Raw genomic sequence first — 26,495 nt, forward strand, 5'->3', positions numbered from 1 at the left:
TGTAGATAATTATAAAACAACTGTTTCGATATTACTTTGTATTGACAAAAAAAAAATTGAAAAGTACGATTCATTTAAACATGCTTTAGGAGTTTTAATCAAAATTATCTAAATAATCAAAACGATAACAGGAAGGATATCCAAATTGAGTAAACCTTATTTAAAAGAAAAAACAGTTCAATTTTTGAAAATCATTTTTCCTCTAATATTATTAGTTCTTGCAACAATTGAAATAAATAAATTTGCAATGGACCTCAACATTCAATTGCTCCAACATGAAATCCGTCAAATACCGATAGCAACATTAGTCTTTGTCCTACTAATTACCATTGGATCCATTTTTCCAATGTTTTTTTATGATGCAGTTATCATAAAAATATTGGGAATTAAGATACCAAAAAGGCAATTTATTAAGCAAGCACTAATCGTCAATTCCTTTTCAAATTTGATTGGTTTCGGTGGCATTATCGGAGTAATGCTTAGAACGTATTTCTATCAAAAAGATGAGTTTGGGAAAGGGCATTTATTAAGAACCATTGCTGTTGTTTCTTTATTTCTCCTTACGGGTATTTCCTTACTTTCCTGGATTACCATAGTAGGATATAGAAATATTCCCCTGTTAGTACATACTAAATGGCTTTATTTGACTGTTATTGGCGTTGCATTGTACCTCCCTACTTTGATGATCATTACTTTATGGAGAGACAAAAAGAATCCTGATCCATCTATCACAATAAAAGTCAAATTTTTGCTTATTTTCGTTTCTGTCCTGGAATGGTCAGCTGTTTTATTCGTTTTTTGGCTTTTAAAATCTGTTTTGAGTATCTCAATTCCTTTTGGAGATTTATTTGCTATTTTTACCGTTGCTGCATGTGCTGGAATTGTAAGCTTAATCCCAGGAGGCCTAGGATCCTTTGACCTCGTTTTTATATGGGGAGTAGATTATTTAGGTATTCAGGATGAGAAAGTGGTTGTGCTTCTTCTGCTATATCGCATAGGCTATTTCATTATTCCATTTCTTGTAGGAGCTTTCCTTTTTATTAAAGCCTATTGGGAAAAGTGGAATAACACTTGGGGTAATTTGCCAAATGTATTTGTACAACATATCAGCCATTGGATGTTGACCATTTTGATATTTATTTCCGGGTTAATTTTGCTTCTTTCTGCCGCTTTGCCAGGTATTATTGAAAGGTTAAAAATTGCTGAAGACATTTTTTCTCTCACTATAATGAGTTTATCTCATCAACTTTCCGTTGCAACTGGCTTTACTCTTCTTGGATTATCAAGGGGCATTCAATACAAAGTAAAACGAGCTTATTATCTCACAATTGTAGCCCTATCCTTTGCTGCTTTATTTTCTCTTTCCAAAGGATTTGACTATGAAGAAGCCATCTTTTTACTCGTAGTCGCTTTGTTGCTTCGATTATCCAAAGCTCGATTCTATCGTGAAGGCTATGTATTGACTTGGGGGAAGATGATCTTTGATATTTTCATCATTCTCATCATTACACTTATGTATCTATTGATTGGGTATTTTAATTTGCCTACATCGAAATTCAGTATTCCAACAAAGTTTTTGCCATATATCATTACTGATTACCATGACTTGTTTTATAGTGCTTTCATCGGGCTGATAATAGCCATCTTTATTTATTGCATTGGTAATTTTGTAGGAAAATCTCAAAAATGGCCAATGGATACATCAAAAAATCAGGAGGGAAAAATTTACGAACACATCAATAAATATAAAGGAAATGTACTAACACATTTAATCTTTTTGCATGATAAGTATGTTTTCTGGAATAGCAAAGACAATGTTTTATTTCCATTTCAAAAATATGCGGACAAAATTGTGGTGCTTGGCGACCTTACTGGGGAGAAATCAGAGTTTCCACATGCTATTGAGGAATTCCTAACCATTTCTGATTTATATGGATATACGCCTATTTTTTATGAGAGTAGTAATGACATGCTTCCAATTCTTCACGAAAATGGTTTCGACTTTTTTAAACTTGGGGAGGAGGCATTTGTCGATTTAGAGAATTTCTCTCTCTCTGGTAAAAAGATGAAGGTAATGAGGGCCAACAAGAATAAATTTGAGCGGGAAAATTTTATTTTTGAAATCATTAAACCTCCATTAGGTGATGATTTACTTCAAAAGCTTAAAACAGTATCAAATGAGTGGCTTGCAGGTAGAAGGGAAAAGGGATTTTCACTCGGCTTTTTCGATGAGGCTTATCTTAATAGATCTGAAATAGCCATTTTGAAAAACATAAATGAGGATATTATTGGCTTTGCCAGTCTAATGCCTGTTTATGATAATAATCAAACAATTTCCGTGGACTTAATGCGCTTCATACCTAGTTCTCCCTCAGGAACAATGGACTTTATATTTCTTTCGTTATTTGAATGGGCTAAAGAAAAGGGATATAACCAATTTAATTTAGGAATGGCCCCACTTTCCAATGTTGGGCTGTCCAAATATTCATTTTTTAGTGAAAAGGTAGCTGCCCAAATTTATTTACATGGACAGGTTTTCTATCACTTTCAAGGCTTAAGAAAATTCAAGGAAAAATATAATGTTACATGGATACCCAAATACCTTGCCTACAGGAAGAAGTCCTCATTGCCCATCACAATGGCACAAGTAACTATTTTGATTGGAAAAGGAAAAAAGATTAAGAAAAATTAAGACAATGCACCTCTAATCATTCAGAAATGGAACAACAAACAAACTATTAAGCCCAAAATACCGTATTTTCAATAATGGTATTTTGGCTTAATATGCCCACTTATGGACAAAATAAGGATAATCTCTCTTGTATACCTTCTAAGACTTTTTCAGGTAGTTCTATTACCTTAATATCCCCACCTAGAAAAAGAATCCAATTTGTTATTTCAGTCAATTCCTCGGGATTATTAACATCGATAAAGGACTTTAGAATGGCTGTAGTTTGGTAAGGATTCGTATAGGAAATGGAAGCTTTAAAAGGATGATATTTTTTAAACTGGGCAATCGCCTTTGGACCCAGTTCAAGAACAAGGTTAATTACTCCTTCCTCCCTTAGTCTTTCAAATATTTCCTTCTCGCTAATTCCTTTTTTTCCATGATATGGTTTGACTTCGATGAGAATAGAGACTGGAAAAGCTCTCCTCCTTTCCTCGTTTAAGTCAAAGCCTTCGATCAGCCAAACGCCTTTTTCATGATAAAGATGCAAGAGATAAATTGGATACGATTTTGTTATCCTCTCCTCCTTGATAGTAATTAATAAATAGCTATCCAAAAGAAGGATTTGGATAAGTTTTTCTAACATAGGATCGGGTAAGTCCGACAAATCTAGTAGGTCGGGATTATAGGGGTTGGTCCCTTCAAAAAGCAAGATTCGATTTAAAAGAACAAGGTCATCTTGCTGGTTCTCTGAAATGAGACCTAGTAATTTTTCAGCTAAAGACTGACGACTCTTTAGATAAGGGAGTTGTTGATTTCTTGTGGCCATAAAGGCAATAAAAAGAGCTTTAATCTCATTATCGGTAAAGCGAACAGAGGGAAGAACAGAGTTGTTCATAACAATATACCCCCCATCTCTTCCAACTTCAGCAACAAGCGGCATCCCCATGGCTTCAATCTCTCTGATATCTCTGATAGCAGTCGAACGGGAGATATTAAATTCTTGCATGATTTCAGAAATTGTAAAGTGGGCGCGGTTGTTGATATACCGCATAATAGTATTAATCCGTTCAACTTTTTTCATTGGTGCCCCCTAAACAGTGTCATATTTTGAAACGATTTAAGGCTATTATAAACTCATCAAATGAAAAAACAATCATTTGATTTTATTTAAATTAAAAAAGAAAGAAGGTTTTGCATATGGCAAATTACAACATAGAAGAGAAAGACAGCTTTATCGTTTTAGGTATTGGAATCGAGCTAAAGAGCGATTACACAGACTATGCAGGCATAAATAAGGAAAAGGCGGACTTTTGGCGTGCTGTCAAACAAGATGGAAGGCTTGATACATTAAAGGCTATTGCCACAAACGACTATATTTTTGCCGTGAACGAAGCAGTGAATAACAAGATGATGCATTATGCTGGCGTAATGACAGGAGCATCGATCCCAGAGGAATCTAGAGTTATCCAATTTCCTAAAGGGGAATACTTAGTTGTTAAAGGGAAAGAAAAGACGTCTGATGAGTTGAATATCAAGCTTACTAGCATAGCCTTTGGCCAAGCTTTACCAGAAGCAAAAAACTTTGCGTATGTTGGCGGGCCAAATGCAACGGTTGAGATGGTGCAGCAAAACGGCTTAGTATATGGTGAAATGTGGATTCCAGTTGTTAGGAAATAAAGGAGGAAGGAAATGTCCTATATCGTTGATTTTATAAATGTGTCTACCATTGGTTTAGAGTCTTCACCTGTAGCAGAAGCGCTCGCTGGTTTACGTGCTAATGAAGCCCGTTACCATATGAACAAATATAAGCATGAATTTACGGTTGTCCCGGCTAGCGAAAGCAGGGAGACCCTTGATTATGTGAACCGAATTTTAAAGGAAGAACGTGATATTGAATTTGTGGCGAAGCCTTTAGAAACATCGCATTTTCAAGTGGAAAATATTAAAATGGCCTATGTCTTTTATGAGGATGGGCTTGAGGTCAACGTCATGTATACGGTTGATGACCCTAAGAAGCGGGCTGTTGGTTTTAAGCTTTCTGAGGAGATGGAGGTACCAAAGGAATTAGAAGGGAAGTTCAAGTTTGCCAGGCAGAAGTCTAAACTAGCTGGAACCATTCGGGGCTCATTTTTTGTTATTAAAGGAGAATATTAGAAGCCCGTAAAACAAACAGCACCTTTCCATCATATAGAAGGTGCTGTTTGTTCGTAAAAACCTCATTTATAATAAAGCTCTCCGTATTGGATCAACCGTTTTGTGAAACATGATTTTTTGAGGGGGCACTGTGACGGTATCTTTTTGCTTTTATCTTTTTACCCTTAAATAAAAATGATAAAATTTGTATTCGATCTATAACCATTCCTACAGAAAGTGAAAATCCTATAGCAATAATAGTAATTAATAAGGAATACCCTAAAGTATTTACCTCTGTGACAGTATTTGATAGCTCAGCAAAATATAAAACCAGAATGGCATGAAAACCTAAAATAATAATAGATTCTCTCCCCATGTAGGAGAATATGGAATAAACAATTTTGCTTTTTGTTAACAGATATTTAGAAATAAACAAAATCAAGAAACTTCCCGATATTCCACCGATATAAAACCAAAATAAGTTTCCGTATATTCGATAATTCATATTTGGCTGGATATTAAAATATAAGGCTGCCATAAACATAAATAACGAAATAGTCGAAGCAATAATCATAGCTTTATGGTGATATAAAATACGTTTTTCTTTTAATTGATTGCCAACAAACATAAACAATATGGCTACTAAGGCAATATCAAGACTAAAAGGCAACCAAACCACTTTGCTGACCCCAAATCCAACAATCCCAATTAAACTGAAAATAATCAACCTAATAAACGGAGAATATTTTTTTGTAAATTTCAGAACCACCCTAAAAATAACAAAAGTGCAAATTAAACAAGTTAGAAACCATACGGGTGGATTTCCAACGATCCACTTTCCATTCCCATAAAGCATTCCTATGAATGGTTTTCCCCATTCTATATCCCGTTTTTGTAAAATTAATACCACATACCAAATGACTGCAGGCATCAGACATAAAGAAATATAAGGTATTAATAAAACTCGTAACTTTTCTCTTACAAGCTTTTTAGGATTTTCAAGATATTTAGAAGTACTAAACAAATATCCGGAAACCATGAAGAATAAAGGCATCCTAAAATTGCCTAAGACTTCTGCTAATAGGCTGTTAGAAATTCCTGCATGGCCTAGTACAACTAAAAATATAGTGATACCTCTTACAATGTCAATTTCCTGCAGTCTACCATTCGAGTTCATTCTTTCACCGCCGTTTAAAAACATTTATCAACAGTGTAGCACTATATTTAAACTATAGACTCTCGGTTCTAGACTTTTAAATAAACGGTAATCAGAATGACTTAATACACTATACTTAGAAACATGTGAAACATGTAAAACGGGGCGATTATCGGGGTTTCGAACATTAACCTCATTTACTTATGATCAGGTTCACCGTACAGCATCTAAATGATCCTCTTGTAATTGATATTCTCCTACATTTGCAATCTTCTTTTATATAATCTCGTCTGAATATAACAAATAATGTATAATAAGAAAAATAAATCTAATGCATTTTTTTATCACTATAATATTCTCAAATAGAAATAATAAGATAATAAATTATTTGCTAATGTTACCCAATAAAATACACTGATTGAAAAGGAACGATTTATATGAGATTTAAACCAAGCTATGCCCCAGGACCAACGGACGTACGTGAGAATGTACGCCTGGCGTTAGCTAAAAAAACAAATAACACTGATTTTGATAAAGAATTCATCCACTATTACCATGAGGTATGCCAAAAGATGGGCCGGGTCATGGGTACTACAAATGAAGTACTGTTGCTTGCCGGAGAAGGAATTCTAGCTTTAGAAGCTGCCTGTGCTAGCTTAACTGAACCTGGTGACCGAGTCCTTGTACTTGATAACGGGATATACGGTGAAGGTTTTCAAGATTTTGTCAGAATGTATGGAGGAGAACCTGTTGTCTTAAGTTTTGACTATCATAAAGACATACCTGTTGAAGAATTACGGAACTATTTAGAAAAAGATCATGACTTCAAATATGCTACATTTGTTCATTGTGATACACCAACGTCCATCTTAAATGATGTTAGCCAACTCTCTCCCTTACTAAAAGAATATGGCATTCTAACGGTGGTTGATTCAGTTGCCGGTATGGTTGGTGAACCAATCGATGTCGACCAAAATCAAATCGATATTTGCTGTGGAGGTACTCAAAAGGCTATCTCAGCACCTGTTGGCTTAGCTATCGTTTCCATTAGTGAGGACGCTAAAAAGGCGATGGATAACCGTATAACACCTATTGCTTCATATTATGCAAACCTACAAATTTTCAAGGGATATATTGAAAAAGGCACCTTGCCTTATACGATGCCCGCTGGCAATATTGAAGCTTTAGATGTTGCCTTGGATAATATTTTAAAAGAAGGACAATTGGCAGTTTATGAGCGACATGCGAGAATTGCGAGCGCAGTAAGAAAATCCATTCAAGAATATGGACTAACATTATTCTTAGAATCAGGATGCTCCAATACAGTAACTGCCATCATCATTCCAGCAGAAATAGGCGCATTACGATTACAACAACACATTCAAGAAACATACAATCTATTCATCGCTACTTCTTTGGCACAATATGAAGATGTTATCTTACGTATTGGTCATATGGGTGAAAATGCCTTCATTGAAAAAATTCTATCTGTATTAACAGTGATCGATAATGGCCTACGGGATTTAGGTTTCAAAGGAAAGGGTAATCTTGGACAACTATTCCTAGATACCTATAGAGCAGAAAATTAAGAAATAGTTTTTGGTAATGACCGTCAAAGAACCCACTCTTCTTTAAGGAGTGGGTTTAGTTAATAATTAGAGGTTTTTAAAAAAATCTTGCAACATTTATTAAATGTAAATAGAGCACAGGTACTAAAATTTACCTAAGCTCTATTTGTGTTCTTTAGATTTTGGTTCGTTCACCGTAACGCATCTAAATGAGGTTTTACAATTTTTGACTTTTAATCATCAGGTCGTAGGTTCGAACCCGGCACAGTAATTGTTCCCGCCCCAGTACCTAAAATAAAAACAAGAAAAGTGAACGGCTTGCCATCCTCAGCACTGCTTCTTCAATTGTTGGATCCTTCAATTGCTCGTTGAATCGCATAAATAACTCCCGTATGCATTCCTTCATGGTGTAAACTAAACGCTAGAATTTCCCCGATTGTTTCCATCTTAAAACCAAGCCGTACAAAGGGTTTTATTGCCTTTTCCTGCAGGCGGTTACCGAGAGATTCCTTGATGTAAGCAGTTTGCTTTTTTAATTCATAGGATAAGGTTTGCAACGTTGGAGGTTCTACTTGCCATTCGCTTGGTCTTGTCCGATTGCCAAATAGGGCGACAAATTCTGGAGAAAGTTGTTGCGGTAATCCTGCAAAGTTCGAAGCAAGCTGATCCTGAACAATTAAAATATGACCAACGTTCCAACGGATCGTATTGTTAAATCCCTTAGGCATAATATCAGCCACATCTTCTGTAATAGATTCCACCTTTTGAAGAGTAATGGCTCGAACCACTTCCACTTGTCTCAGCACCATATCGTTCGTCATAATACCCCACCCCTTTTACGTTATAATGATTCCATTACAAATAATCTCATTTACTTATGATACGGTTCACCGCACTTCACCAAAGAACAAAGTCAAATTTGAACATAAAATCTATATTGCAATTTAAAAATAAAGCCCTACATCAATAGGGCTTTTTTGGTGTAAAACGATTTATAAAATATTGATTTCATTGAAATTCCATTTACTTTTAGGCATACGGAAAAACCGTTTATTCAGGCATTTTCCTATGTCTAATACTTTTTTAGAAATTTCATTAATATTAAACCAACTGTTAGTCCAGGAATTACACACAATATAGGTAGCCAAACAGGTCCAAGTAGCAACCCAAATAACCTAAAATTGGAGGAGTAAATACATCCAACCGTTACAAAATAAGCTGAAAATACAAACGGAAGATAAGTATACTTTTCCTTTCCTCCACTTGCATCTTTAAACGCATCCCACATAGCAAAGAAATATAGACAAGGATAAAACATCAACCATTGATAATTTGCTTCTGTAATTGCTTTTTCAATCTCCCCATGAAAGCTTAAAATAATTATTTCGTTAAAATTAGATTGAACATTAATAAGAAACTCTAAGAACATAAACACAGTACCTTTAAAAAGTTTCCCGTTTAAATATTGTCCGAATCCTGGAAGTGCAATACTCCATAACAATGCTTCTTTACTGTTCGCCACATTGTTCTATTCCTTTTCTAAAAAGTCTTTTTTTTTCGACTAGCTGCTAATGGAGGTTTTTAGTGCCATTCGATTGCAAAATTACTTTCTACCATGTGCCAGTGGTGGTGTTTCAAACCAACCTTTATCAATTAAGATATTTACACCATCATCAACAAATAAGCCAACATTCGTCGTAGTTCTTAGATACAATGCACTTATATCTCTTCTTGCAGTTACCGCCAGTGAGTTTCCAAATGACCTTATCTTCATTGCGAACATGTCCACTTTATGAAATAGCATAATCTTATCGGAAAAAGGTGGATTTGTAGATGTTGTAACCAAATGGTCAATAAATGACGGTGTTGGTAAGTTTTCTTTATGAAGTTTTTCAATACATTGATTTACAGCTTTATTAGTCATGTCTAAACCTCGTTTAAACAATGCTTTTATTTTTTCGTCCCTAACCGTCTGATAAAATCCCAATAATAACGCTTTGCTTGTTCTATTGTTTTCAATGTTATCGTAAAGATGAGTAATTTCCATAGCATGTAACGGTCTTACATCTCCAAACCAACCGTTTAAATAGCTTTGTTTATCAATAAAATCAGGTCTTTCGGGTGTCGGGATAATTGGAGGCTTTGAAATATACTTCCTCTCGAATAAGACATTATTAATTTGTCCTAATAGTATACTGGTGCATTGATTTGCATAAACAAAAAATTCTCTAATATCCTCCCTCATTACTAACGGAATTGCTACTGCATATAAGCTAAGGCCTGCCTTAGCCGCATATTTAATATATTGCGGGTAAAATTCATCTTCGTATAAACGGGGTGCATCTAAATTTACATCATCTTGGGTAAACCCCACAGGAATAGGAAAATTGTCTTTTTTAAAAAATGCTTCTACCCTTTGCTTAAAATCCTTAGATAGAGTTAAAGCATTTTCCACTATCGTCCTAATGTATTCATCCTCACAATGTTGAAGAAAATAGGTCAAGATTTGAGTCGACATACTGTTTCCCATGTAGGTAGCCCAAAGTTTTGCCATTTCAATAGACGATAATGGTTGTGACTCGTCTAATTCTTTTGTACTTAAATTAATGGGTTTCATTTTGTCCATTGGGTTTATTATATCCATCAGTAATCCTCTTTCCCCTCATTTTTGTTTAGATTTTCCATTTCAATATATTTTCATTCTACTTTTATCGCACGAATAAGAAGTTATAACCGATTTAATGTTCACATGTAATCATGCCATTTTAGAATTACAGAGGTTAAAAAGTGATTTAAAGTGCCCCCCACAATGTAAAAAGCACCTAACAATGTTAAGTGCCTATGTCATAGCTATTTATAATTGATTCATCTTTTTAAGTAGTTCAGATTTGCTCGGATTGGTGTACAGTAAAGTTGTATGGATGTTACTATGTCCCGCTTGATTTGCAACCTCATGAACGCTCATTCCACTATTTAAAGCATGACTACAAAAGAAGTGTCTTAAATCATGAGGTGTTATTTCTTTTCCAATTTTTTCGGAGTATGTTTTAAATAATTTATTGATTAAAGTCCTATCAACTGGTTTACCTCCTATTGCTTACAAAAAGATATTCACTCTCAATATTTTTATCCTTTCTTTCCTTTATCCATGTTTTAAGGGCATTTATGACCTTATCATTAAGAAATACTGTTCTTGTCTTATTACCTTTCCCTTCACTAACAATCAATTCTCTAGAGGTTAAATTGAAGTCCTTCATTCTTATGTTGATTGCTTCACTTATACGTAATCCTCCGTAAGCCAGAAAAAAGAAGCGTCAAAGACATTGAGTTGTTCTTTGACGCTTCAAAAAATAATAACTATGTGCTTACTTATGGTACGGTTCACCGCGATTAATCCGAAATGCTCTGTATACCTGCTCCAGCAAAATGAGCCTCATGAGCTGGTGGGGGAAGGTCATCCTAGAGAAGGAGAGCCTTTCGTCTGCCCGCTGCAGCACCTCATTACTTAGACCTAAAGAGCCGCCAATAACAAATGCTATTTTGCTTTTTCCGTATGTCGCCAATTTGTCAAGGGAGTCAGCAAGCTCCTCTGAGGATTTCACTTTCCCATCGATGGCCAAGGCAATAACATAGGTATCCGGTGAGACTTTGGCTAGCAGCTTTTCGCCTTCCTTTTGCTTGACCTGCTCCATTTCCACTGCACTAAGGATCTCTGGTGCCTTTTCATCAGGTACTTCAATCACTTCCACTTTGGCATAACCTGATAATCGTTTTAAATATTCATCAATTCCTGCCTTTAAATACTTTTCTTTTAGTTTTCCTACTGTAATAATTGAGATATTCACATCTTACCCTCACCTTATAAACAACTTATCCACAACAGTTATCCACATATCCACATTTTCTATCCACATCTTGTATGGGACCATTCGTTCCCTACAAGATATATCGCTGTATTTCGACAATATTCACACCCTGTTGATAACTATTTTGCCTGTTTTTCACCTTATTTGGCTATCAAATCAGGCATTCCACTGTGGATTATTTACCATTAACACATTACCTTTTCAACATGTGGATAAATCACATTGAAACTGCTATCCACAAACCATCATACCATAATGCATAAAAAAACAGGAAAGCCACAGCAGCCTTCCTGTCCAATAAATCCTTATTAATAGGTTTCACCAACCAATGTTAACGTTGTTTCTTGTCTTTTCCCGTCACGATAGTAGGTTACGGTCATTTGATCACCAATTTGTTTTTCATTGTAGAGATGCTTCCTTAATGAAATCACATCTGTAATTTTCTCTCCATCCATTTCTACGATGACATCCAATTCCTTAAGTCCTGCTTTATTTGCCGGTGAATTTGGGACAACTCTTTCAATCATAACGCCCTCTTTCACATCCCTTGGCAGAATCAATGTTTCCTGCTGATGATACGAGGAGACTTCCGTTAGATTTCGAAGCTGGATGCCCATTGCCGGTCTCTTAACTTCACCATGCTTTTCTAAGTCATCAATAATCGGAATCGCCGAATTAATTGGGATGGAAAGACCAATGCCTTCGACAGCCTCCTGGGCAATTTTCATTGAGTTAATGCCGATTACCTGACCGGCAATATTCACTAATGCCCCGCCGCTGTTTCCAGGGTTGATGGCGGCATCCGTTTGAAGAACTTCAACTTGCCAATCCTCAACACCATCCGAATTTAAATCAACTGGAATGGTCCGCTCTAAGCCAGAAATAATCCCGCTCGTTACAGATCCTGAGAATCCTAAGCCAAGCGGATTACCAATCGCGATGACTGGTTCTCCTGACTTTAGAGCATCTGAATCACCAAACTCTGCAATAGTTTTAATGTCCTTCCCAGAAACCTCAATTACGGCAAGATCTGTCCATGGGTCACTGCCTTTTAACTCTGCTGAAAGCTTTGTTCCATCTGACAAGGTGACTTCAAGCTGATCTGCACCTTCGACAACATGGTTATTCGTTACGATAAAGGCCCTGTCGCCTTCCTTTTTGTAAATAACTCCTGATCCTGTTCCAGCTTCTTGACTAGTGCCGCCTTGCTCTGACCAAAAGCTCGCTGCTTGAATATTCGTGATTCCAACGACAGCATCACCGGCTTTTTCAACAGCCTTTGTTACACCTGTTTCAACATCCAATGAAACATTTTGTGTAACAGTATTTCCATTATTATTATTGTTATTGCTCACTTCTACCTGGTTAGCCGGCTGCACAGAGTAGGGAAGAAGTCCATAATCAGAAAGAGTTGGTACGGCTAATACAACAATTATTGCCCCTACAATTGCACCTGCCAAGCTGGTAAGAAAGAAACGGCCTTTTCTTCCTTTTGGCTTCTGATTCACACGACTTTCGTCATCTTGGTCATAATAACCCACCGCTTCCACATCCTTTCTCCCGATATTTCTCTACGTTTTATTTTACCTATCCAACCAATATTATACTCGTTCATTTCTAAAAAACTAAATAAAAGGTATTAACAAACCGCTGTCTATTAGACAGCGGTAAGTGGTGTAGGCGTCTTAGGATCTGTATCATATAGGGCGACCTGTTCTCCGACTATGATCCCCTTCGTTTCAAGTGTTTGTGCAACGGCCATTCTGGCTAAATCTTTCATATTATTATCCAGACTTAAATGGGCCAGATAAATCCCTTTCGTATGATCGCCGATGACATCACTCATCGCAAGTGCTGCATCCTCATTGGAGACGTGACCGACATCGCTTAAAATTCTTCGTTTGATATTCCAAGGATAGCGGCCCATCCGCAGCATACTGACATCATGATTACTTTCAAAAACATACGTATCTGCATTTGAAATAGTACCCTTCATGCGGTCACTTACATAACCGGTATCCGTGATGAGCACCAACTTCTTCCCTTCATGATGAAAAACATAAAACATCGGCTCTGCCGCATCATGTGATACACCAAACGACTCAATGTCTACTGAGCCAAAGCTTTTGACCGTTTCCATGCCAAAAACAAATTTCTGCTCTGTAGGTACTTCTCCAATAAGATGGTCCATTGCCTTCCACGTTTTCTCGTTTGCAAAGACCGGAAGCTTATATTTACGAGCGAGTATGCCGACACCTTTAATATGGTCACTATGTTCATGGGTCACAAAAATCCCTGAAAGCTTACTTATATCACGACCAATCTGTTCAAACAATGCTTCCATTTGCTTGCCGCTAAAACCGGCATCAACTAAAAAAGAATGATTTTCAGATTCAATAAAGGTCGCATTCCCCGTACTTCCGCTCGCAAGAACACTAAATTGTAACGCCATTCTTCTCACTCCACTGCTTTTTTATCTTTTAATTCTACTATTTCTCCATCAAAGGCACTGACAAATAGCTTTTCTTTGTTATCCACTGTAAAGCACCAGGCTGGATTTAACACTTGTGCAGATTCGGAAACATCAACTAATGTATAGTAGCCTAACTCTACTTCTGTAATGGAACTCTTCGGTTTCAATAGCTTATTTGTATTATAAAGTGCTTCTATTGCTTTTATCGGCTGAATAATTTTTTCCGACTTAGCAAGCTTTTCTATTTCTTCAAGATAGGTTTGTTTATAGCCAGTAATTTCATTATCCTCATTAATATAAAAAATAAGCTTCCCTTTAACATTTTCAAACAGTGTTTTTCCTTCATAGTTCTGGGCATAAATAATCATCGTTCCATCCTTGTTTTTTTCCCAAAAGCGATAATCTTCACCATATAAAATATGATTTTTTATAAAACTATTTAATTCAGATGGACCAAACTTATCCGAGACTTTCAATGGCTCATTAAGAGTCGACTCCAATGTAGTGCCATCTTTAATGGTGATCTTTTGACCAGATAGAAGATCTTTTTCCTTATCCTCATCCTTAAACACTTTTGGCTTTGCCTTTAAGTATTGGTCCTCAACATAACCTTTTGGCAGTGGGACATAATCAATTTCATCAGCCATTAAGCGTTTTTCGATCGATGCTTCATTTTCCCTTTTTACCACTTCATACTGACTGGCATCCCAGATTTTAAAGAATTCATACATTAAATATATATCAAGAATAAGGAAGGAAATAATGAAAATAGTTTTTATCTTACTCCAATCCATTCTGTTCCCCTCCATACTCACTCGTAGTAAGCGGCTTCCAGACCCCATTATATAAGTAATACCATTTAGGCTCTAATTGTATCAGCAAAGACTGGGCATTCATTGTCATTTCATAACCAATTTTTATATCTTCCAGCAGGTTCGGATTAAATTTTTCTATGCTCCGAATTTTCTCTAGAGCTGTGGTACCGGACTCAAGTATTCGAGGTGAGGGTGAGGTGAAAGTTAGTAACCCCAGGGAAAAATTATTGCGTATATAACGGCTGATATCCGTATTCCCCCATACGAGCTGGATTTTTGAAATGTCTGCGTCTGGGTCTGCATTTTTACTGAATACAGGATACCCATCCTGACCATATAAGCGAAAATGAACTGTGCTTTGATCAGTATCCATATAAACAAAACGATATTTATCAGTCCAGCCTCCATGACTATTCACAAAGTCAATGCTTCTTTTTAATAGATCATTTTTATCGATATCCTGATTACCAACCTCCGATGGATCAATATAAGAAATCGTATTCGCGTCCGTATCAACTTTCATTAAGCTTGAAGCATCGGTATACTCTTCACCTGTTGCAATATAGTTTTTCTGTACAAGAGTAGGGTCTTTGAATAAGGCATTTTTAAATTTACCAGCATCTAATGGATCGGAGAGATACTGATAGCTATAGATTTCCGTTTCCGCTTCAGGCAAATAAATTCTTCGTCCGGCTTCAGTTATATAAGGAAAATACTTAGGATAGGATTTTGCCGCTTCAACATAAGCCCCTTTAAAATCAGAAATGAGTGATAAGTGAACCTCACTTCGATATATTTTTTCCTCTTCACGCGAAGCAAAATAAACCACTCCATACTCTCCCTGTTCCATATTCAAGGGAATAATAATTTGATCAAAATTGAAATTTGGTATATCCATTCCCTTAATTCCCAAGACACTTTTATACAAATCAATGTTAATGGCACTAGGGAATAGAATCTCAACAGCATCCTGATTATCTACAAGGGAATATACACCCATCCCTTCTAACTGAATTCTCTCAAACCCATTCAAATTCCAACGGCTCATTTCATTTAAAAACTTTTCTACCTCGTTTTCTTCAAGGCTTCCATAGATGCCGCCTTCAATATGGTAGAGGATTTGCTCAGGTTTCACGATAGCCTTTATCGGTTTCTTCGTGCTAAAACTAACCTCCTGAACGGTTTCGCCATTCTCCAATTTTTCATAATTTGGCTGGTATGTCCACAGATTCCAGGTTAACAGCAAACTGGCGCCTACGAGAATCGTTAAGATGATGGATTTAATATTTTCATATGTCAATTCCAATCATCCCCCTCGTCCTCGTACTTTTCGTATGGCAGACTAAAGAAGATCGTTGTTCCTTTTCCTTCGATACTTCTTGCCCAAATATGACCGTCATGTGCTTCAACCATCTCCTTCGCAATGGCAAGACCAAGCCCGGTTCCGCCCAGCTTCCTTGACCTTGCTTTGTCAACACGATAAAAGCGGCCAAAGATTTTATTTACATTGCCTTTCGGGATTCCCACACCCTGATCCGTAATGCTGACAATAATTTGATCTTCCTGCTCCTTAATTCTAAAGGTAACTTTGCCTCCTTCAGGCGAGTACTTCAAGGCATTAGAAATAACATTATCAATTACCTGTGTTAGTTTATCAGGATCAATTTCCATTAAGATAGGCTTATCGGGCAGCTTTCTTTCAAAATCTACAGTCTGTTCCTTTGTCAATTCAAAGCGGTCAATAATCCGGTTAAAAAACACTACAAAATCGACCCATTCCTTCGACAGTTTATAGTCCTTACTATCCATTTTTGATAACTGTAAAAGGTCATTCACCAAGCGTATCATTCGTTCTGTTTCATTTTGAGCAACATTTAAAAAGTTTGGTGCAATGTCTTTATCCTGCCAAGCCCCGTCACTTAAAGCCTCCAAATAACTTCTCATCGTTGTTAAAGGAGTCCGCAGTTCATGGGACACGTTTGCCACGAACTCACGGCGTTCCATCTCAATCTTTTCCTGCTCCGTAACATCATGTAAAACAGTAATTAAACCATTTACAAACCCTGTTTCCTTCTGTATAACAGAAAAATTAGCACGCAAAATATATGGATTTCCCTCCGTACTATAATCTAGAATAACGGAGTCCTTTTCTGACACCAATTCATCAAAAGTATATTCATTTTCAAGGTCGAGAAGGGATACAATCGGTGTTGAAAGCACGGTTTCACGTGAAACATTCAACATTAAGGCTGCCTGGTCATTAATCAAGATAACACGGCCGCGCCGGTCAGTTGCAATGACCCCGTCCGTCATATAAGAAAGCACCGATGACAGTTTTCGCCTCTCACTTTCCGTCGAGCTTTGCGCCTCTTGAAGCTTTTTTGTTAAATTATTAAAGGTAAACGCAAGCTGACCGATTTCATCATTGCCATATACCTTTACTTTACGGGAATAGTTCCCTTTTGACAAAGCGACGGCCTGCCGTCTCATATCTGAAATCGGCTTTGTAATCGCACGTGCCAGTAAAAAACCTAAAACCACCGTAATGGCCAATGCGATGATGGTTCCCGTGATAAAGATTTGATTGATTTGCTTCATTTGCACATAAACATTTTCAATCTTTGAGACAAAGTAAATGACTCCGACTACCTCACCTTTAGAATTAACAGGACTTGTTAATACCCAAATGCGCTTACCTGTCTGCGGGTCAATCATTTCCCGGCCATCATCCTGTCCGGTTGCCTGCACTCTTCGAATGATTGTATCGGTTGACTTCTTACCGACTAATATCTGATTATCAGGATCAGAGGTGCCGAGGATTTTCTGTGTATTTCCATCAACGACCCGAATGACTCGAACCTCAAGAATGTCTTCTGTGCGGTAATCCGCAAGTATATTTCTAATATCAGTTTCTAAGTCTTCCACAGTTTCATCTGGTCCGAGTTCTTTCGTTAACAATTCTTCAACATAATAGGTAAGGAGGTTCTTCTTGTCATAAATCGATGTCTCGAAATTTTTCTTTAGTGTTGTTTCTAACTGTCTTACAAAGTAAACACCAATCACCTGCATGGCAATAATTATCAGCAGCATATAGATAAGAACAGTTTTGTGCTGAACGGATTGAAAAAAGCCAACTTTTCTCATGAGCGATTATGACTCCTGTTCAGGATTTCGAAGATAATAGCCGACTCCTCTTCTCGTTACAATCCAAAGCGGATGACTTGGGTTATCTTCAATTTTTTCCCGCAAACGTCTTACGGTTACATCCACCGTCCGAACATCACCGAAATAATCATAGCCCCAAACCGTTTGCAGTAAATGTTCCCTTGTCATAACCTGTCCAATATGCTGGGCTAAATAATGAAGCAATTCAAACTCACGGTGGGTTAACTCGATCGTTTCTCCACGTTTTGAAACAATATAGGCATCAGGATGGATCGTTAAAGAGCCGATTGAAATTTCATTTTTCTCTTCTTCATCTGTAACAGCAGCAACAGCTTGATGACGTCTTAAATTAGCCTTTACACGGGCAATTAATTCTCTTGTACTGAATGGTTTTGTAATATAGTCATCTGCTCCAAGCTCCAGTCCAAGCACTTTATCAATCTCAGAGTCCTTTGCTGTCAGCATAATAATTGGCATTTCATATTTTTTACGGATTTCCCGGCATACTTCCATGCCATCCAGCTGTGGAAGCATAATATCAAGTAACACTAAATCAGGTACAATCGCATCCACCATTTCCAATGCCTCATTACCATCATAGGCACAGGTAACTTCATAACCTTCCTTTACTAAATTAAACTGTAATATATCTGCAATTGGCTTCTCATCATCAACAACAAGAATTTTCTTATTCATATTTTTCCCTCGTTCCTTTCGAATCTTGAATGATTATCTTTTCGTCATAACAATCAAAATTATAAATAATACGCAACATTACACACATGTTTCCTAGTTTACTTTATCATTTTATCCCTTGACATTCACCTTTTTCAATAGTGAGCCCTTCCCTTATTACAGGATTGTAACAAATACAGAAGGGGGCAGGGGAGGCGCAGTTCTTTTGCTTTCATTTGAGTATATAAGAAGTAAAAATCTTTCATTTTTATTCAATAGATTAAATTTATGTAACAAAAAGGAGTATGACGTAATCATACTCCTTTTTGTTACATTGGATGGCTCAGGACGGAATCGAACCGCCGACACATGGATTTTCAGTCCATTGCTCTACCGACTGAGCTACTGAGCCATATCTATTTATTATATTAAAAAAGCTCTATATAAACAGCAGAGATTACCGCTGGAATAAAGATGGCGGTCCGGACGGGACTCGAACCCGCGACCTCCTGCGTGACAGGCAGGCATTCTAACCAACTGAACTACCGGACCATATATTATTTACATTGTTTTGTATAGCTGCGACGCCTAGGCTGAGCAAGGCGCCTCCGCTTTCTAGATGACCCGTACGGGATTCGAACCCGTGTTACCGCCGTGAAAGGGCGGTGTCTTAACCGCTTGACCAACGGGCCATAACAATGGTGAGCCATGAAGGACTCGAACCTTCGACCCTCTGATTAAAAGTCAGATGCTCTACCGACTGAGCTAATGGCTCTTACTAAAATTTGGTGTCGTTCATGACGACGCTTTTTATAATATCATAGAAAAGTAGACAAGTGCAACAACTTTTTAAAAGTTTTTTTCCACTTATACAAAAAACAGGGAAGAGAAGCATATGGCTTCTCTTCCTAGATCTGTCTAGCTACAGCGCCTAGTGGACTTCACAACCCTCCCTACGATAAGTCAACATCCAATCGCACTAACGTGCTCTTAGTGTTTCCTTTATCTCGGTCCGGATGCTCCAATCCATACGCCGCTGGGCAAGGCGCCTCCGCTTTTCTACCTTAGGCTTGACGCCAAGGGCTGCGAATAACATTTGTTTGTGTACGGTCAGGACCAACTGAGAATGTTGTAAGCGGAATTCCAGTTAGTTGGGATACACGCTCTACATAATGACGGGCGTTTTCTGGAAGCTCGTCAAGTGAGCGGCAGCCTGTAATATCTTCTTTCCAGCCAGGAAGCTCTTCATAAACCGGCTCACATGCTTCAAGCACCTTTAAGCTGGCAGGGAACTCTTCAATCACTTCTCCATTGTAACGATAAGCCACACAGATCTTCAACGTCTCAATGCCTGATAGAACGTCAATAGAGTTTAGCGACAAATCAGTCAATCCGCTGACACGGCGGGCATGACGAACAACAACACTGTCAAACCAGCCCACACGGCGCGGACGGCCTGTTGTTGTACCATACTCACGACCTACTTCACGAATTTGATTGCCGATTTCATTATTTAATTCAGTAGGGAAAGGACCATCACCAACACGGCTTGTATAGGCTTTACATACTCCAACCACATGAGTGATTTTTGAAGGACCTACACCCGAACCGATGGTTACTCCGCCTGCAACTGGATTTGAAGAGGTTACAAATGGATATGTACCTTGGTCAATGTCTAGCATAACGCCTTGAGCACCTTCAAACAATACACGACGACCATCATCCAGTGCATCATTTAACACAACAGATGTATCACAAACATATTTTTTAACCTGCTGGCCGTACTCATAATATTCATCTAAAATATCTTCAATTTTAAAACCTTCTGTTTCATAGAATTTCTCTAACATCCGGTTTTTTTCTTTCAAGTTATGAGCAAGCTTTTCTTCAAATACTTCACGGTCTAGAAGGTCGGCAATACGGATACCTGTTCTTGCTGCCTTATCCATGTATGCAGGCCCAATCCCTTTTTTCGTTGTACCAATTTTATTAGCACCTTTGCGTTCTTCTTCCACCTCATCCAAGCGGATATGGTAAGGTAAAATCACATGGGCACGGTTACTGATACGAAGATTATCAGTTGCTACACCTTTTTCATGTAAGTAAGCTAATTCCTCTACTAATGCTTTCGGATCAACTACCATCCCATTCCCGATCACACTAATTTTTTCTTTATAAAAGATACCTGATGGAATTAAGTGAAGTTTATATGTCTCACCATTGAACTTAATAGTGTGCCCAGCGTTATTTCCACCTTGATAACGGGCAATCACTTCTGCATTTTCTGAAAGGAAGTCTGTAATTTTTCCCTTTCCTTCGTCTCCCCATTGCGTACCAACAACTACTACTGATGACATGTAAAAAAGCACCTCCAAAGGTTACGGTCATTATTTTATTTAAGTATACGTTATCAACTTGATGCAAGTCTTGCCACGGCGCACAGGCTACAAAAAACGAGCCTTCCCGAGGACCCAAGACAAAAAAACATTATTATCATCAAACAACTTATAGTTTACCAATGATTGTTCTTAAAATCAATAAAACCCGAACATTTTAAAATAAATATAATGATATGTTCGTATAAATATAACTATATCCTTTTTCAACGAAATAGATTAATAGAAAAACATCATAAAAAAAAGACCTGCAGGCAACTGCGTGCCATACAAGTCATTTTATAGCTCGATAATCACTACGCACCAGGCGGAACAGCAGAATCATCAAACCGCCGTTCAAGATTAACGAATTTATTATACTCTTTTACAAAGGCAAGGGAGACGGTTCCTGTCGGGCCGTTACGCTGTTTGGCAATAATGATTTCAATGATATTCTTATTCTCTGATTCTTTATCATAATAATCATCACGGTATAAAAAGGCTACAATATCAGCATCCTGCTCAATACTTCCTGATTCACGGATGTCTGACATCATTGGGCGCTTATCCTGACGCTGCTCAACACCACGGGAAAGCTGGGAAAGAGCAATAACAGGCACCTGCAGCTCACGGGCAAGTGCTTTTAAGGAACGGGAAATTTCCGATACCTCTTGCTGACGGTTTTCGCCGGATCGGCCGCTTCCAAGTACTAACTGCAAATAGTCGATAAGAATCATTCCTAGACCATGCTCTTGTTTTAACCGACGGCACTTGGAACGGATATCCTGTACTCTGACCCCTGGAGTATCATCGATGTAAATACCTGCATTTGACAGGCTTCCCATAGCCATCGTCAACTTACCCCAGTCTTCATCAGTCAATGCCCCTGTTCTTAATCTCTGGGCGTCGATATTCCCCTCTGCACAAAGCATACGCATAACAAGCTGTTCAGCACCCATCTCCAAACTGAAGATCGCGACGTTTTCGCCTGTTTTCGTTGCAACGTTCTGGGAAATGTTTAACGCGAAGGCTGTCTTACCAACAGATGGACGGGCACCCACAATAATTAAATCATTCCGCTGGAAGCCTGCTGTCATTTTATCCAGTTCAGCGAATCCAGTCGCAATTCCTGTAATATCGCCAGCACGGTTATGCATCTGCTCAATATTGTCGTAGGTACGGACTAAGACATCCTTAATATCGTGAAAGGCACCTGCATTTTTTCTTTGTGAAACAGCTAAAATATCTTTCTCCGCTTCACTTAACAATGCATCGACTTCATCTTCACGCGTATAGCCTTCTTGGGCAATATTTGTTGCTGTTCGAATCAATCTGCGCAAAATAGACTTTTCTTCTACAATTTTCGCATAGTACTCAATATTCGCTGCCGTCGGTACAGAACCAGCTAATTCACTTAAATAGCTGATACCGCCAACGTCCTCTAATAATTTCTTCGCCGCAAGCTCTTCAGTAACTGTAATTAAATCGACGGCTTCCCCTTTATCATTCAATGACAGCATTGCATCGAAAATCCGTTGATGGGCGCCGCGGTAAAAATCTTCAGGAATCAAGATTTCGGATGCCAACGTAAGTGATGACGGCTCAAGAAAAATAGCCCCTAAAACTGCCTGCTCAGCCTCCATATTTTGAGGAGGAAGACGATCCGCCATTAATTCACTCATTCATTAACCCCCTTAATTGAAAGGCACCAGCCTTTCAGCTACTATCTATATCAATATATTACTCACTATATATAAACATCTATTATCATAATCTATCATTATTTAATATAATTTCATAGCATAAAAAAAGCACCCTTATTTTCAACTGATCATGCACATCACAAGAGATTACCAATCGTGATCTACTTACCATAGCGACTAAAGGGAGCCTTGTAGAGCTTCGTTATTTAAAGGAACGTGACCAGAAGGCTGATCACATCCCTAACACTTTTATATTGTAACATGTTTTTTATAGAATAGAACTTCCAAAATAAGTATATTGCACCCAATTGGCTTAAATTGGAATTATGCCTCTTTCACATGTACATTTAAAGTAGCTGTGACTTCAGTATGAAGTTTTACAGGCACCTTTGTATATCCCAATGAACGAATGGCATCCTCTAACTCAATTTTACGCTTATCGATTTTAATCCCATGCTTTTTCTGTAATTCTTCGGCAATCTGCTTACTCGTAATAGAGCCGAATAAACGGCCGCCTTCACCAGATTTTGCTATCAGCTCGACTGTGAGTTCATCAATTACTGTTTTTAATTTTTTTGCTTCTTCAAGCTCCTCGGCAGCAAGCTTTTCTTCTTTTTTCTTTTGCGCATTTAAACTGCTGACATTGGCTGAGTTTGCTTCCACTGCTAATCCTTGTTTTAATAAAAAGTTATGGGCATAGCCGTCGGCTACATTTTTCACTTCACCTTTTTTACCTTTACCTTTAACATCTTTGAGAAAAATTACTTTCATTCTTTCGTTCTCCCTTCGAAATATTCATCAATTGCCATCTTTAGCTGCTGCTCTGCCTCTTCAATCGAGACGCCGGTTAACTGGGTTGCGGCATTCGTTAAATGTCCTCCGCCATTCAGAGCTTCCATGATGATTTGGACATTGATCTCCCCTAAAGAACGGGCACTTATGCCAATCATATTTTCTGAACGCTTGGAAAGAACAAAGGAGGCCTTCACACCATCCATCGTCAATAGAGTATCTGCCGTTTGCGCAAGTAATACCTGATTATATATTTCATCTTCCTTGCCCGCGGCAATGGCAATCCCATCATGGTAATAAGTGACCGACTCAATCAGCTTGGCTCTTCTTACATACGTATCGATATCTTCCTTTAAGAACCGCTGCACTAACACGGTATCTGCCCCATGGGCCCGCAAATAAGATGCTGCATCAAAGGTTCTAGAACCTGTTCTTAAGGTGAAACTTTTCGTATCAACAATAATACCTGCCAATAAAGCAGTTGCTTCCAGCATTTCAATTTTACTGTTTTTCGGCTGATATTCAAGTAATTCCGTCACTAGTTCAGACGTCGAAGAAGCATACGGTTCCATATAAACAAGTAACGGATGGCTGATAAATTCTTCACCGCGGCGGTGATGGTCAATGACCACTGTATGATCGATTTTAGCTAATAGTCTTTCCTCAATAACCATTGACGGCTTATGAGTATCTACAATGACTAAGAGGGTATCCTCAGTAGCAATTTCCAGCGCCTGCTCTGAAGTAATAAATCGGGAAAACAAACCTTCATGCTTTTGGATTTCTTCCATCAGTCTTCTGACACCGGTATCAATTTCATTAAAGTTAACAACAACATAGCCCTCACGCTGATTCATCTGGGCAACCTTTAAGATTCCGATTGAAGCACCAATTGCATCCATATCAGGGTATTTATGACCCATGATAATGACTTTTTCACTTTCAACGACCAATTCCTTCAATGCATGGGAAATAACGCGGGCACGGACTCTTGTTCTTTTTTCAACAGGATTTGACTTACCTCCGAAAAATTTAACCTTGCCGTTTGATTGTTTAATCGCTACCTGGTCACCGCCTCTTCCAAGCGCAAGATCCAGGCTTGATTGTGCAAGGGCTCCAAGCTCCGGAAGGGAAGAGACCCCCGTTCCAACCCCAATGCTTAACGTAAGGCCGACATTTTGCTTAGCAGTAGATTCACGCACATCATCCAGTATCGTGAATTTTCCTTTTTCAAGCTCCTGAAGGATGGATTCGTTAAAGACCGCAATATAACGGTCGGATGATACTCTTTTTATAAAAACGCCATTTTCATACGCCCAGCTATTTAAAATAGAGGTTACTAAATTATTAAGATTGCTTCTGGTGGGATCATCCATTCCTTGTGTCACATCATCATAATTATCAAGGAAAATAATAGCGATGACCGTTCGTTCGTCTTCATAAAGCTTTTCAATTTCAGCCTGCTCTGTGACATCTAGAAAATAGAGAAGCTTCTCATCACGCTTATGTATGACCCTGAATTTTCGATCATGAAGAGTAATGATTTCAGTCTCTACTTCCTGCTTTATTAGCGGCACGATTGATTCAGCAACATCATATAGTGACCTTCCGATTAATGTATCTTCTGAAAAACAGGATGAAATAAATGGATTCGTCCATTCAATATAATAATCATCATTAATCAGCATAATCCCAATCGGCATCTCCATTAGTGCTTCTTCTCCGACCTTTTTCACACGATAAGAGAGTGTTGAGATATATTCCTCTATTTCTTTCATCTCGCGTTTATCGTTAATTATGATAGCAATAAAGAGGGGAGCAGATAGGAAAAATCCGGCGGCACCAAACAGCCAATTATAATATGCAATTATCCCTAGAAGCACCACTGTTATACCCATCAATCCATATAAAAGATAACGAATGGATCGCTTTTTTAAATTTAAAGGCATGATTTCAGCTCCTGAACAGTAGTGTTTAGTTATTACTTAATGACCCTTTTCCTTAAATCAAATCCTAAATCAATTATACCTAAAATCCAAACAATATAAAGAAGAAACGGCAGGATGAATACGAAGACGGTTATAAGGATCGGCAGGGCCTTTGGCCACCCTTTTAAGTGACTGTAATACCAAATGAAAGCCAAACCTTGAACCACCATTAACAATTGTAGTACAAACAGGATATTTGTTAAAGCTAAATAGACATAACCTCCAGCCTCTGCATGAATAAACAAAGAGGCTGCGAAGGCAATGAAAAAATAATAAATAAGACTCTTTGGCAGCGTTAATTCTCTAAATGACTTCCATTCGCCAATCTTCACCCCGAACCTTTTGATAATTGGAAAACTGACTAATTGGATAAAAAATACCGTTGCCAAGGAAATCATAACAAATATACTTGGAACAAGAGACTGAAGCAAATCAATCCCTGTATTCAATTGTTCAAGAATAGTGGAATTCGGTTCCTGGCCAAGAGCTTCCAGCATACTCATTGACTGTTCAACGGATTCCCTAACTAAATCAATGCTTTGTTTAATAAAATCCATTTTAAAAAGGGCAACCGCAACTGCATATTGAATGACTAGGTTTAGAAGGAAGGTAATTGAACCTGCAAGAAAAACGGCTGCTCTTCCTTTTTGATTGCGGATAAAGTCACCCATAACGATTCCTGTCAACCCGTAAGCAAGCGTCAGCGGAATAGCAAAGAAAGTACCAACAATTAATGATAGGAGGGTGGCAGCAACCATAAAGACAAGTGCAGACTGTCGGTTATGCTTTGCGGCAAACATAATAAACGGAAGGGACAGGAATAGGTTAACGACAGCACCCAGAATCGGTACATAAATCGTGATAAGCAGCATAACAGCATACGCAGCTAATAAAATAGCTCCCTCTGTCAGCTTATGTACATTTTTCAATTTTACACCCCTTACTGAGGATTATGTTCATTATCTTTTATTATTTCATTTTATCGACTATCATCAGGATGTTCAACCATCCTACTCATGAAACGAAACAGCGTCAACAATATTGCGAACAAAATAAAAAGGACACCATCTCTGATGTCCTTTAAACGAGAAGCAAGGCGCTTCCGCTTTTCGAAA

The 26,495-nt window shown here is 38.0% G+C and carries 23 protein-coding genes and 4 tRNA genes; 4 read left to right on the forward strand and 23 right to left on the reverse strand.

What is annotated here, in order from left to right; translation table 11 throughout:
• Positions 1–145 precede the first annotated feature (145 nt).
• The gene (mprF, locus tag R4Z09_RS30730; protein WP_338450394.1) at positions 146–2,692 is read left to right on the forward strand and encodes a bifunctional lysylphosphatidylglycerol flippase/synthetase MprF; all 2,547 of its coding nucleotides are present in this window, start codon (positions 146–148) and stop codon (positions 2,690–2,692) included.
• Positions 2,693–2,792: 100 nt separating this feature from the next.
• Here the strand turns inward: mprF and R4Z09_RS30735 are convergent, their stop codons facing one another.
• Positions 2,793–3,752 (reverse strand): helix-turn-helix transcriptional regulator, encoded by a 960-nt coding sequence (locus tag R4Z09_RS30735; protein ID WP_338450395.1) that lies wholly within the window; start codon positions 3,750–3,752, stop codon positions 2,793–2,795.
• 116 nt (positions 3,753–3,868) lie between these two features.
• Between R4Z09_RS30735 and R4Z09_RS30740 the strand changes: the two genes are divergently transcribed.
• Positions 3,869–4,348, forward strand: a complete 480-nt coding sequence (locus R4Z09_RS30740; RefSeq protein WP_338450396.1) for a GyrI-like domain-containing protein — start codon at positions 3,869–3,871, stop codon at positions 4,346–4,348.
• Positions 4,349–4,360: 12 nt separating this feature from the next.
• Entirely contained in the window at positions 4,361–4,825 is a 465-nt protein-coding gene (locus R4Z09_RS30745; protein ID WP_338450397.1) for a phage tail protein, read from the forward strand.
• Positions 4,826–4,916: 91 nt separating this feature from the next.
• Here the strand turns inward: R4Z09_RS30745 and R4Z09_RS30750 are convergent, their stop codons facing one another.
• Positions 4,917–6,005: an acyltransferase family protein gene (locus tag R4Z09_RS30750; RefSeq protein WP_338450398.1), complete on the reverse strand. Its 1,089-nt coding sequence runs from the start codon at positions 6,003–6,005 to the stop codon at positions 4,917–4,919.
• Between the two features lie 392 nt (positions 6,006–6,397).
• On the opposite strand from R4Z09_RS30750, the gene R4Z09_RS30755 reads away from it, so the two are divergent.
• A complete protein-coding gene (locus R4Z09_RS30755; RefSeq protein WP_338450399.1) occupies positions 6,398–7,549 on the forward strand; it encodes an alanine--glyoxylate aminotransferase family protein in 1,152 nt (383 codons plus the stop codon).
• Between the two features lie 320 nt (positions 7,550–7,869).
• On the opposite strand, the gene R4Z09_RS30760 is transcribed toward R4Z09_RS30755, so the two are convergent.
• The 21 genes from R4Z09_RS30760 to R4Z09_RS30860 form a co-directional block, all read right to left on the reverse strand.
• Complete coding sequence (locus tag R4Z09_RS30760; RefSeq protein WP_338450400.1) at positions 7,870–8,349, reverse strand: DinB family protein; 480 nt, start codon at positions 8,347–8,349, stop codon at positions 7,870–7,872.
• 251 nt (positions 8,350–8,600) lie between these two features.
• Positions 8,601–9,050 carry a hypothetical protein gene (locus tag R4Z09_RS30765; RefSeq protein ID WP_338450401.1) on the reverse strand — a complete coding sequence of 150 codons (450 nt, stop codon included), beginning with the start codon at positions 9,048–9,050 and terminating at the stop codon, positions 8,601–8,603.
• Positions 9,051–9,131: 81 nt separating this feature from the next.
• Positions 9,132–10,172 (reverse strand): DUF3231 family protein, encoded by a 1,041-nt coding sequence (locus tag R4Z09_RS30770; protein WP_338450402.1) that lies wholly within the window; start codon positions 10,170–10,172, stop codon positions 9,132–9,134.
• Between the two features lie 210 nt (positions 10,173–10,382).
• Positions 10,383–10,622: a site-specific integrase gene (locus R4Z09_RS30775; RefSeq protein ID WP_338453410.1), complete on the reverse strand. Its 240-nt coding sequence runs from the start codon at positions 10,620–10,622 to the stop codon at positions 10,383–10,385.
• Positions 10,612–10,785 carry a tyrosine-type recombinase/integrase gene (locus R4Z09_RS30780; RefSeq protein ID WP_338450403.1) on the reverse strand — a complete coding sequence of 58 codons (174 nt, stop codon included), beginning with the start codon at positions 10,783–10,785 and terminating at the stop codon, positions 10,612–10,614. Before R4Z09_RS30780 ends, R4Z09_RS30775 begins: the two co-directional genes overlap by 11 nt.
• Positions 10,786–10,893: 108 nt before the next feature.
• The gene (gene rlmH, locus R4Z09_RS30785; RefSeq protein ID WP_338450404.1) at positions 10,894–11,373 is read right to left on the reverse strand and encodes a 23S rRNA (pseudouridine(1915)-N(3))-methyltransferase RlmH; all 480 of its coding nucleotides are present in this window, start codon (positions 11,371–11,373) and stop codon (positions 10,894–10,896) included.
• 329 nt (positions 11,374–11,702) lie between these two features.
• A complete protein-coding gene (locus tag R4Z09_RS30790) occupies positions 11,703–12,935 on the reverse strand; it encodes a S1C family serine protease (RefSeq protein ID WP_338453411.1) in 1,233 nt (410 codons plus the stop codon).
• Between the two features lie 116 nt (positions 12,936–13,051).
• Positions 13,052–13,846 (reverse strand): MBL fold metallo-hydrolase, encoded by a 795-nt coding sequence (locus R4Z09_RS30795; RefSeq protein ID WP_338450405.1) that lies wholly within the window; start codon positions 13,844–13,846, stop codon positions 13,052–13,054.
• A gap of 5 nt (positions 13,847–13,851) precedes the next feature.
• Positions 13,852–14,661 (reverse strand): two-component system regulatory protein YycI, encoded by an 810-nt coding sequence (locus tag R4Z09_RS30800; RefSeq protein WP_338450406.1) that lies wholly within the window; start codon positions 14,659–14,661, stop codon positions 13,852–13,854.
• Positions 14,648–15,982, reverse strand: a complete 1,335-nt coding sequence (locus R4Z09_RS30805) for a YycH family regulatory protein (protein WP_338450407.1) — start codon at positions 15,980–15,982, stop codon at positions 14,648–14,650. The genes R4Z09_RS30800 and R4Z09_RS30805 overlap by 14 nt, the downstream gene beginning before the upstream one ends.
• Positions 15,979–17,826: a cell wall metabolism sensor histidine kinase WalK gene (walK, locus tag R4Z09_RS30810; RefSeq protein ID WP_338450408.1), complete on the reverse strand. Its 1,848-nt coding sequence runs from the start codon at positions 17,824–17,826 to the stop codon at positions 15,979–15,981. Before walK ends, R4Z09_RS30805 begins: the two co-directional genes overlap by 4 nt.
• Positions 17,827–17,832: 6 nt before the next feature.
• Complete coding sequence (yycF, locus tag R4Z09_RS30815) at positions 17,833–18,543, reverse strand: response regulator YycF (RefSeq protein ID WP_338450409.1); 711 nt, start codon at positions 18,541–18,543, stop codon at positions 17,833–17,835.
• A gap of 318 nt (positions 18,544–18,861) precedes the next feature.
• Positions 18,862–18,934 (reverse strand) — tRNA-Phe (locus tag R4Z09_RS30820).
• 63 nt (positions 18,935–18,997) lie between these two features.
• Positions 18,998–19,074, reverse strand: a tRNA-Asp gene (locus tag R4Z09_RS30825).
• A 68-nt stretch (positions 19,075–19,142) separates the two neighbouring features.
• Positions 19,143–19,214, reverse strand: a tRNA-Glu gene (locus R4Z09_RS30830).
• A 7-nt stretch (positions 19,215–19,221) separates the two neighbouring features.
• Positions 19,222–19,297 (reverse strand) — tRNA-Lys (locus tag R4Z09_RS30835).
• Positions 19,298–19,586: 289 nt separating this feature from the next.
• Positions 19,587–20,879 (reverse strand): adenylosuccinate synthase, encoded by a 1,293-nt coding sequence (locus R4Z09_RS30840; RefSeq protein ID WP_338450410.1) that lies wholly within the window; start codon positions 20,877–20,879, stop codon positions 19,587–19,589.
• 335 nt (positions 20,880–21,214) lie between these two features.
• Complete coding sequence (gene dnaB / locus R4Z09_RS30845) at positions 21,215–22,579, reverse strand: replicative DNA helicase (RefSeq protein WP_338450411.1); 1,365 nt, start codon at positions 22,577–22,579, stop codon at positions 21,215–21,217.
• A 345-nt stretch (positions 22,580–22,924) separates the two neighbouring features.
• The gene (gene rplI / locus R4Z09_RS30850; RefSeq protein ID WP_338450412.1) at positions 22,925–23,371 is read right to left on the reverse strand and encodes a 50S ribosomal protein L9; all 447 of its coding nucleotides are present in this window, start codon (positions 23,369–23,371) and stop codon (positions 22,925–22,927) included.
• Positions 23,368–25,341: a DHH family phosphoesterase gene (locus R4Z09_RS30855; protein ID WP_338450413.1), complete on the reverse strand. Its 1,974-nt coding sequence runs from the start codon at positions 25,339–25,341 to the stop codon at positions 23,368–23,370. The genes rplI and R4Z09_RS30855 overlap by 4 nt, the downstream gene beginning before the upstream one ends.
• 32 nt (positions 25,342–25,373) lie before the next feature.
• A complete protein-coding gene (locus R4Z09_RS30860; protein WP_338450414.1) occupies positions 25,374–26,309 on the reverse strand; it encodes a YybS family protein in 936 nt (311 codons plus the stop codon).
• Positions 26,310–26,495: the final 186 nt, after the last annotated feature.

It is taken from the genome of Niallia oryzisoli (genome assembly GCF_036670025.1).
GTDB classification, from domain to species: domain Bacteria; phylum Bacillota; class Bacilli; order Bacillales; family Cytobacillaceae; genus Bacillus_BD; species Bacillus_BD oryzisoli.

Bases quoted from the DNA above. Each gene is read 5' to 3' on its own strand.
- R4Z09_RS30735 (WP_338450395.1), bottom strand. From the start codon at position 3,752: ATGAAAAAAGTTGAACGGATTAATACTATTATGCGGTATATCAACAAC.
- R4Z09_RS30740 (WP_338450396.1), top strand. From the start codon at position 3,869: ATGGCAAATTACAACATAGAAGAGAAAGACAGCTTTATCGTTTTAGGT.
- R4Z09_RS30745 (WP_338450397.1), top strand. From the start codon at position 4,361: ATGTCCTATATCGTTGATTTTATAAATGTGTCTACCATTGGTTTAGAG.
- R4Z09_RS30750 (WP_338450398.1), bottom strand. From the start codon at position 6,005: ATGTTTTTAAACGGCGGTGAAAGAATGAACTCGAATGGTAGACTGCAG.
- R4Z09_RS30755 (WP_338450399.1), top strand. From the start codon at position 6,398: ATGAGATTTAAACCAAGCTATGCCCCAGGACCAACGGACGTACGTGAG.
- R4Z09_RS30760 (WP_338450400.1), bottom strand. From the start codon at position 8,349: ATGACGAACGATATGGTGCTGAGACAAGTGGAAGTGGTTCGAGCCATT.
- R4Z09_RS30770 (WP_338450402.1), bottom strand. From the start codon at position 10,172: ATGGATATAATAAACCCAATGGACAAAATGAAACCCATTAATTTAAGT.
- R4Z09_RS30780 (WP_338450403.1), bottom strand. From the start codon at position 10,785: ATGAAGGACTTCAATTTAACCTCTAGAGAATTGATTGTTAGTGAAGGG.
- R4Z09_RS30795 (WP_338450405.1), bottom strand. From the start codon at position 13,846: ATGGCGTTACAATTTAGTGTTCTTGCGAGCGGAAGTACGGGGAATGCG.
- R4Z09_RS30800 (WP_338450406.1), bottom strand. From the start codon at position 14,661: ATGGATTGGAGTAAGATAAAAACTATTTTCATTATTTCCTTCCTTATT.
- walK (WP_338450408.1), bottom strand. From the start codon at position 17,826: ATGAGAAAAGTTGGCTTTTTTCAATCCGTTCAGCACAAAACTGTTCTT.
- yycF (WP_338450409.1), bottom strand. From the start codon at position 18,543: ATGAATAAGAAAATTCTTGTTGTTGATGATGAGAAGCCAATTGCAGAT.
- R4Z09_RS30840 (WP_338450410.1), bottom strand. From the start codon at position 20,879: ATGTCATCAGTAGTAGTTGTTGGTACGCAATGGGGAGACGAAGGAAAG.
- dnaB (WP_338450411.1), bottom strand. From the start codon at position 22,579: ATGAGTGAATTAATGGCGGATCGTCTTCCTCCTCAAAATATGGAGGCT.
- rplI (WP_338450412.1), bottom strand. From the start codon at position 23,371: ATGAAAGTAATTTTTCTCAAAGATGTTAAAGGTAAAGGTAAAAAAGGT.
- R4Z09_RS30855 (WP_338450413.1), bottom strand. From the start codon at position 25,341: ATGCCTTTAAATTTAAAAAAGCGATCCATTCGTTATCTTTTATATGGA.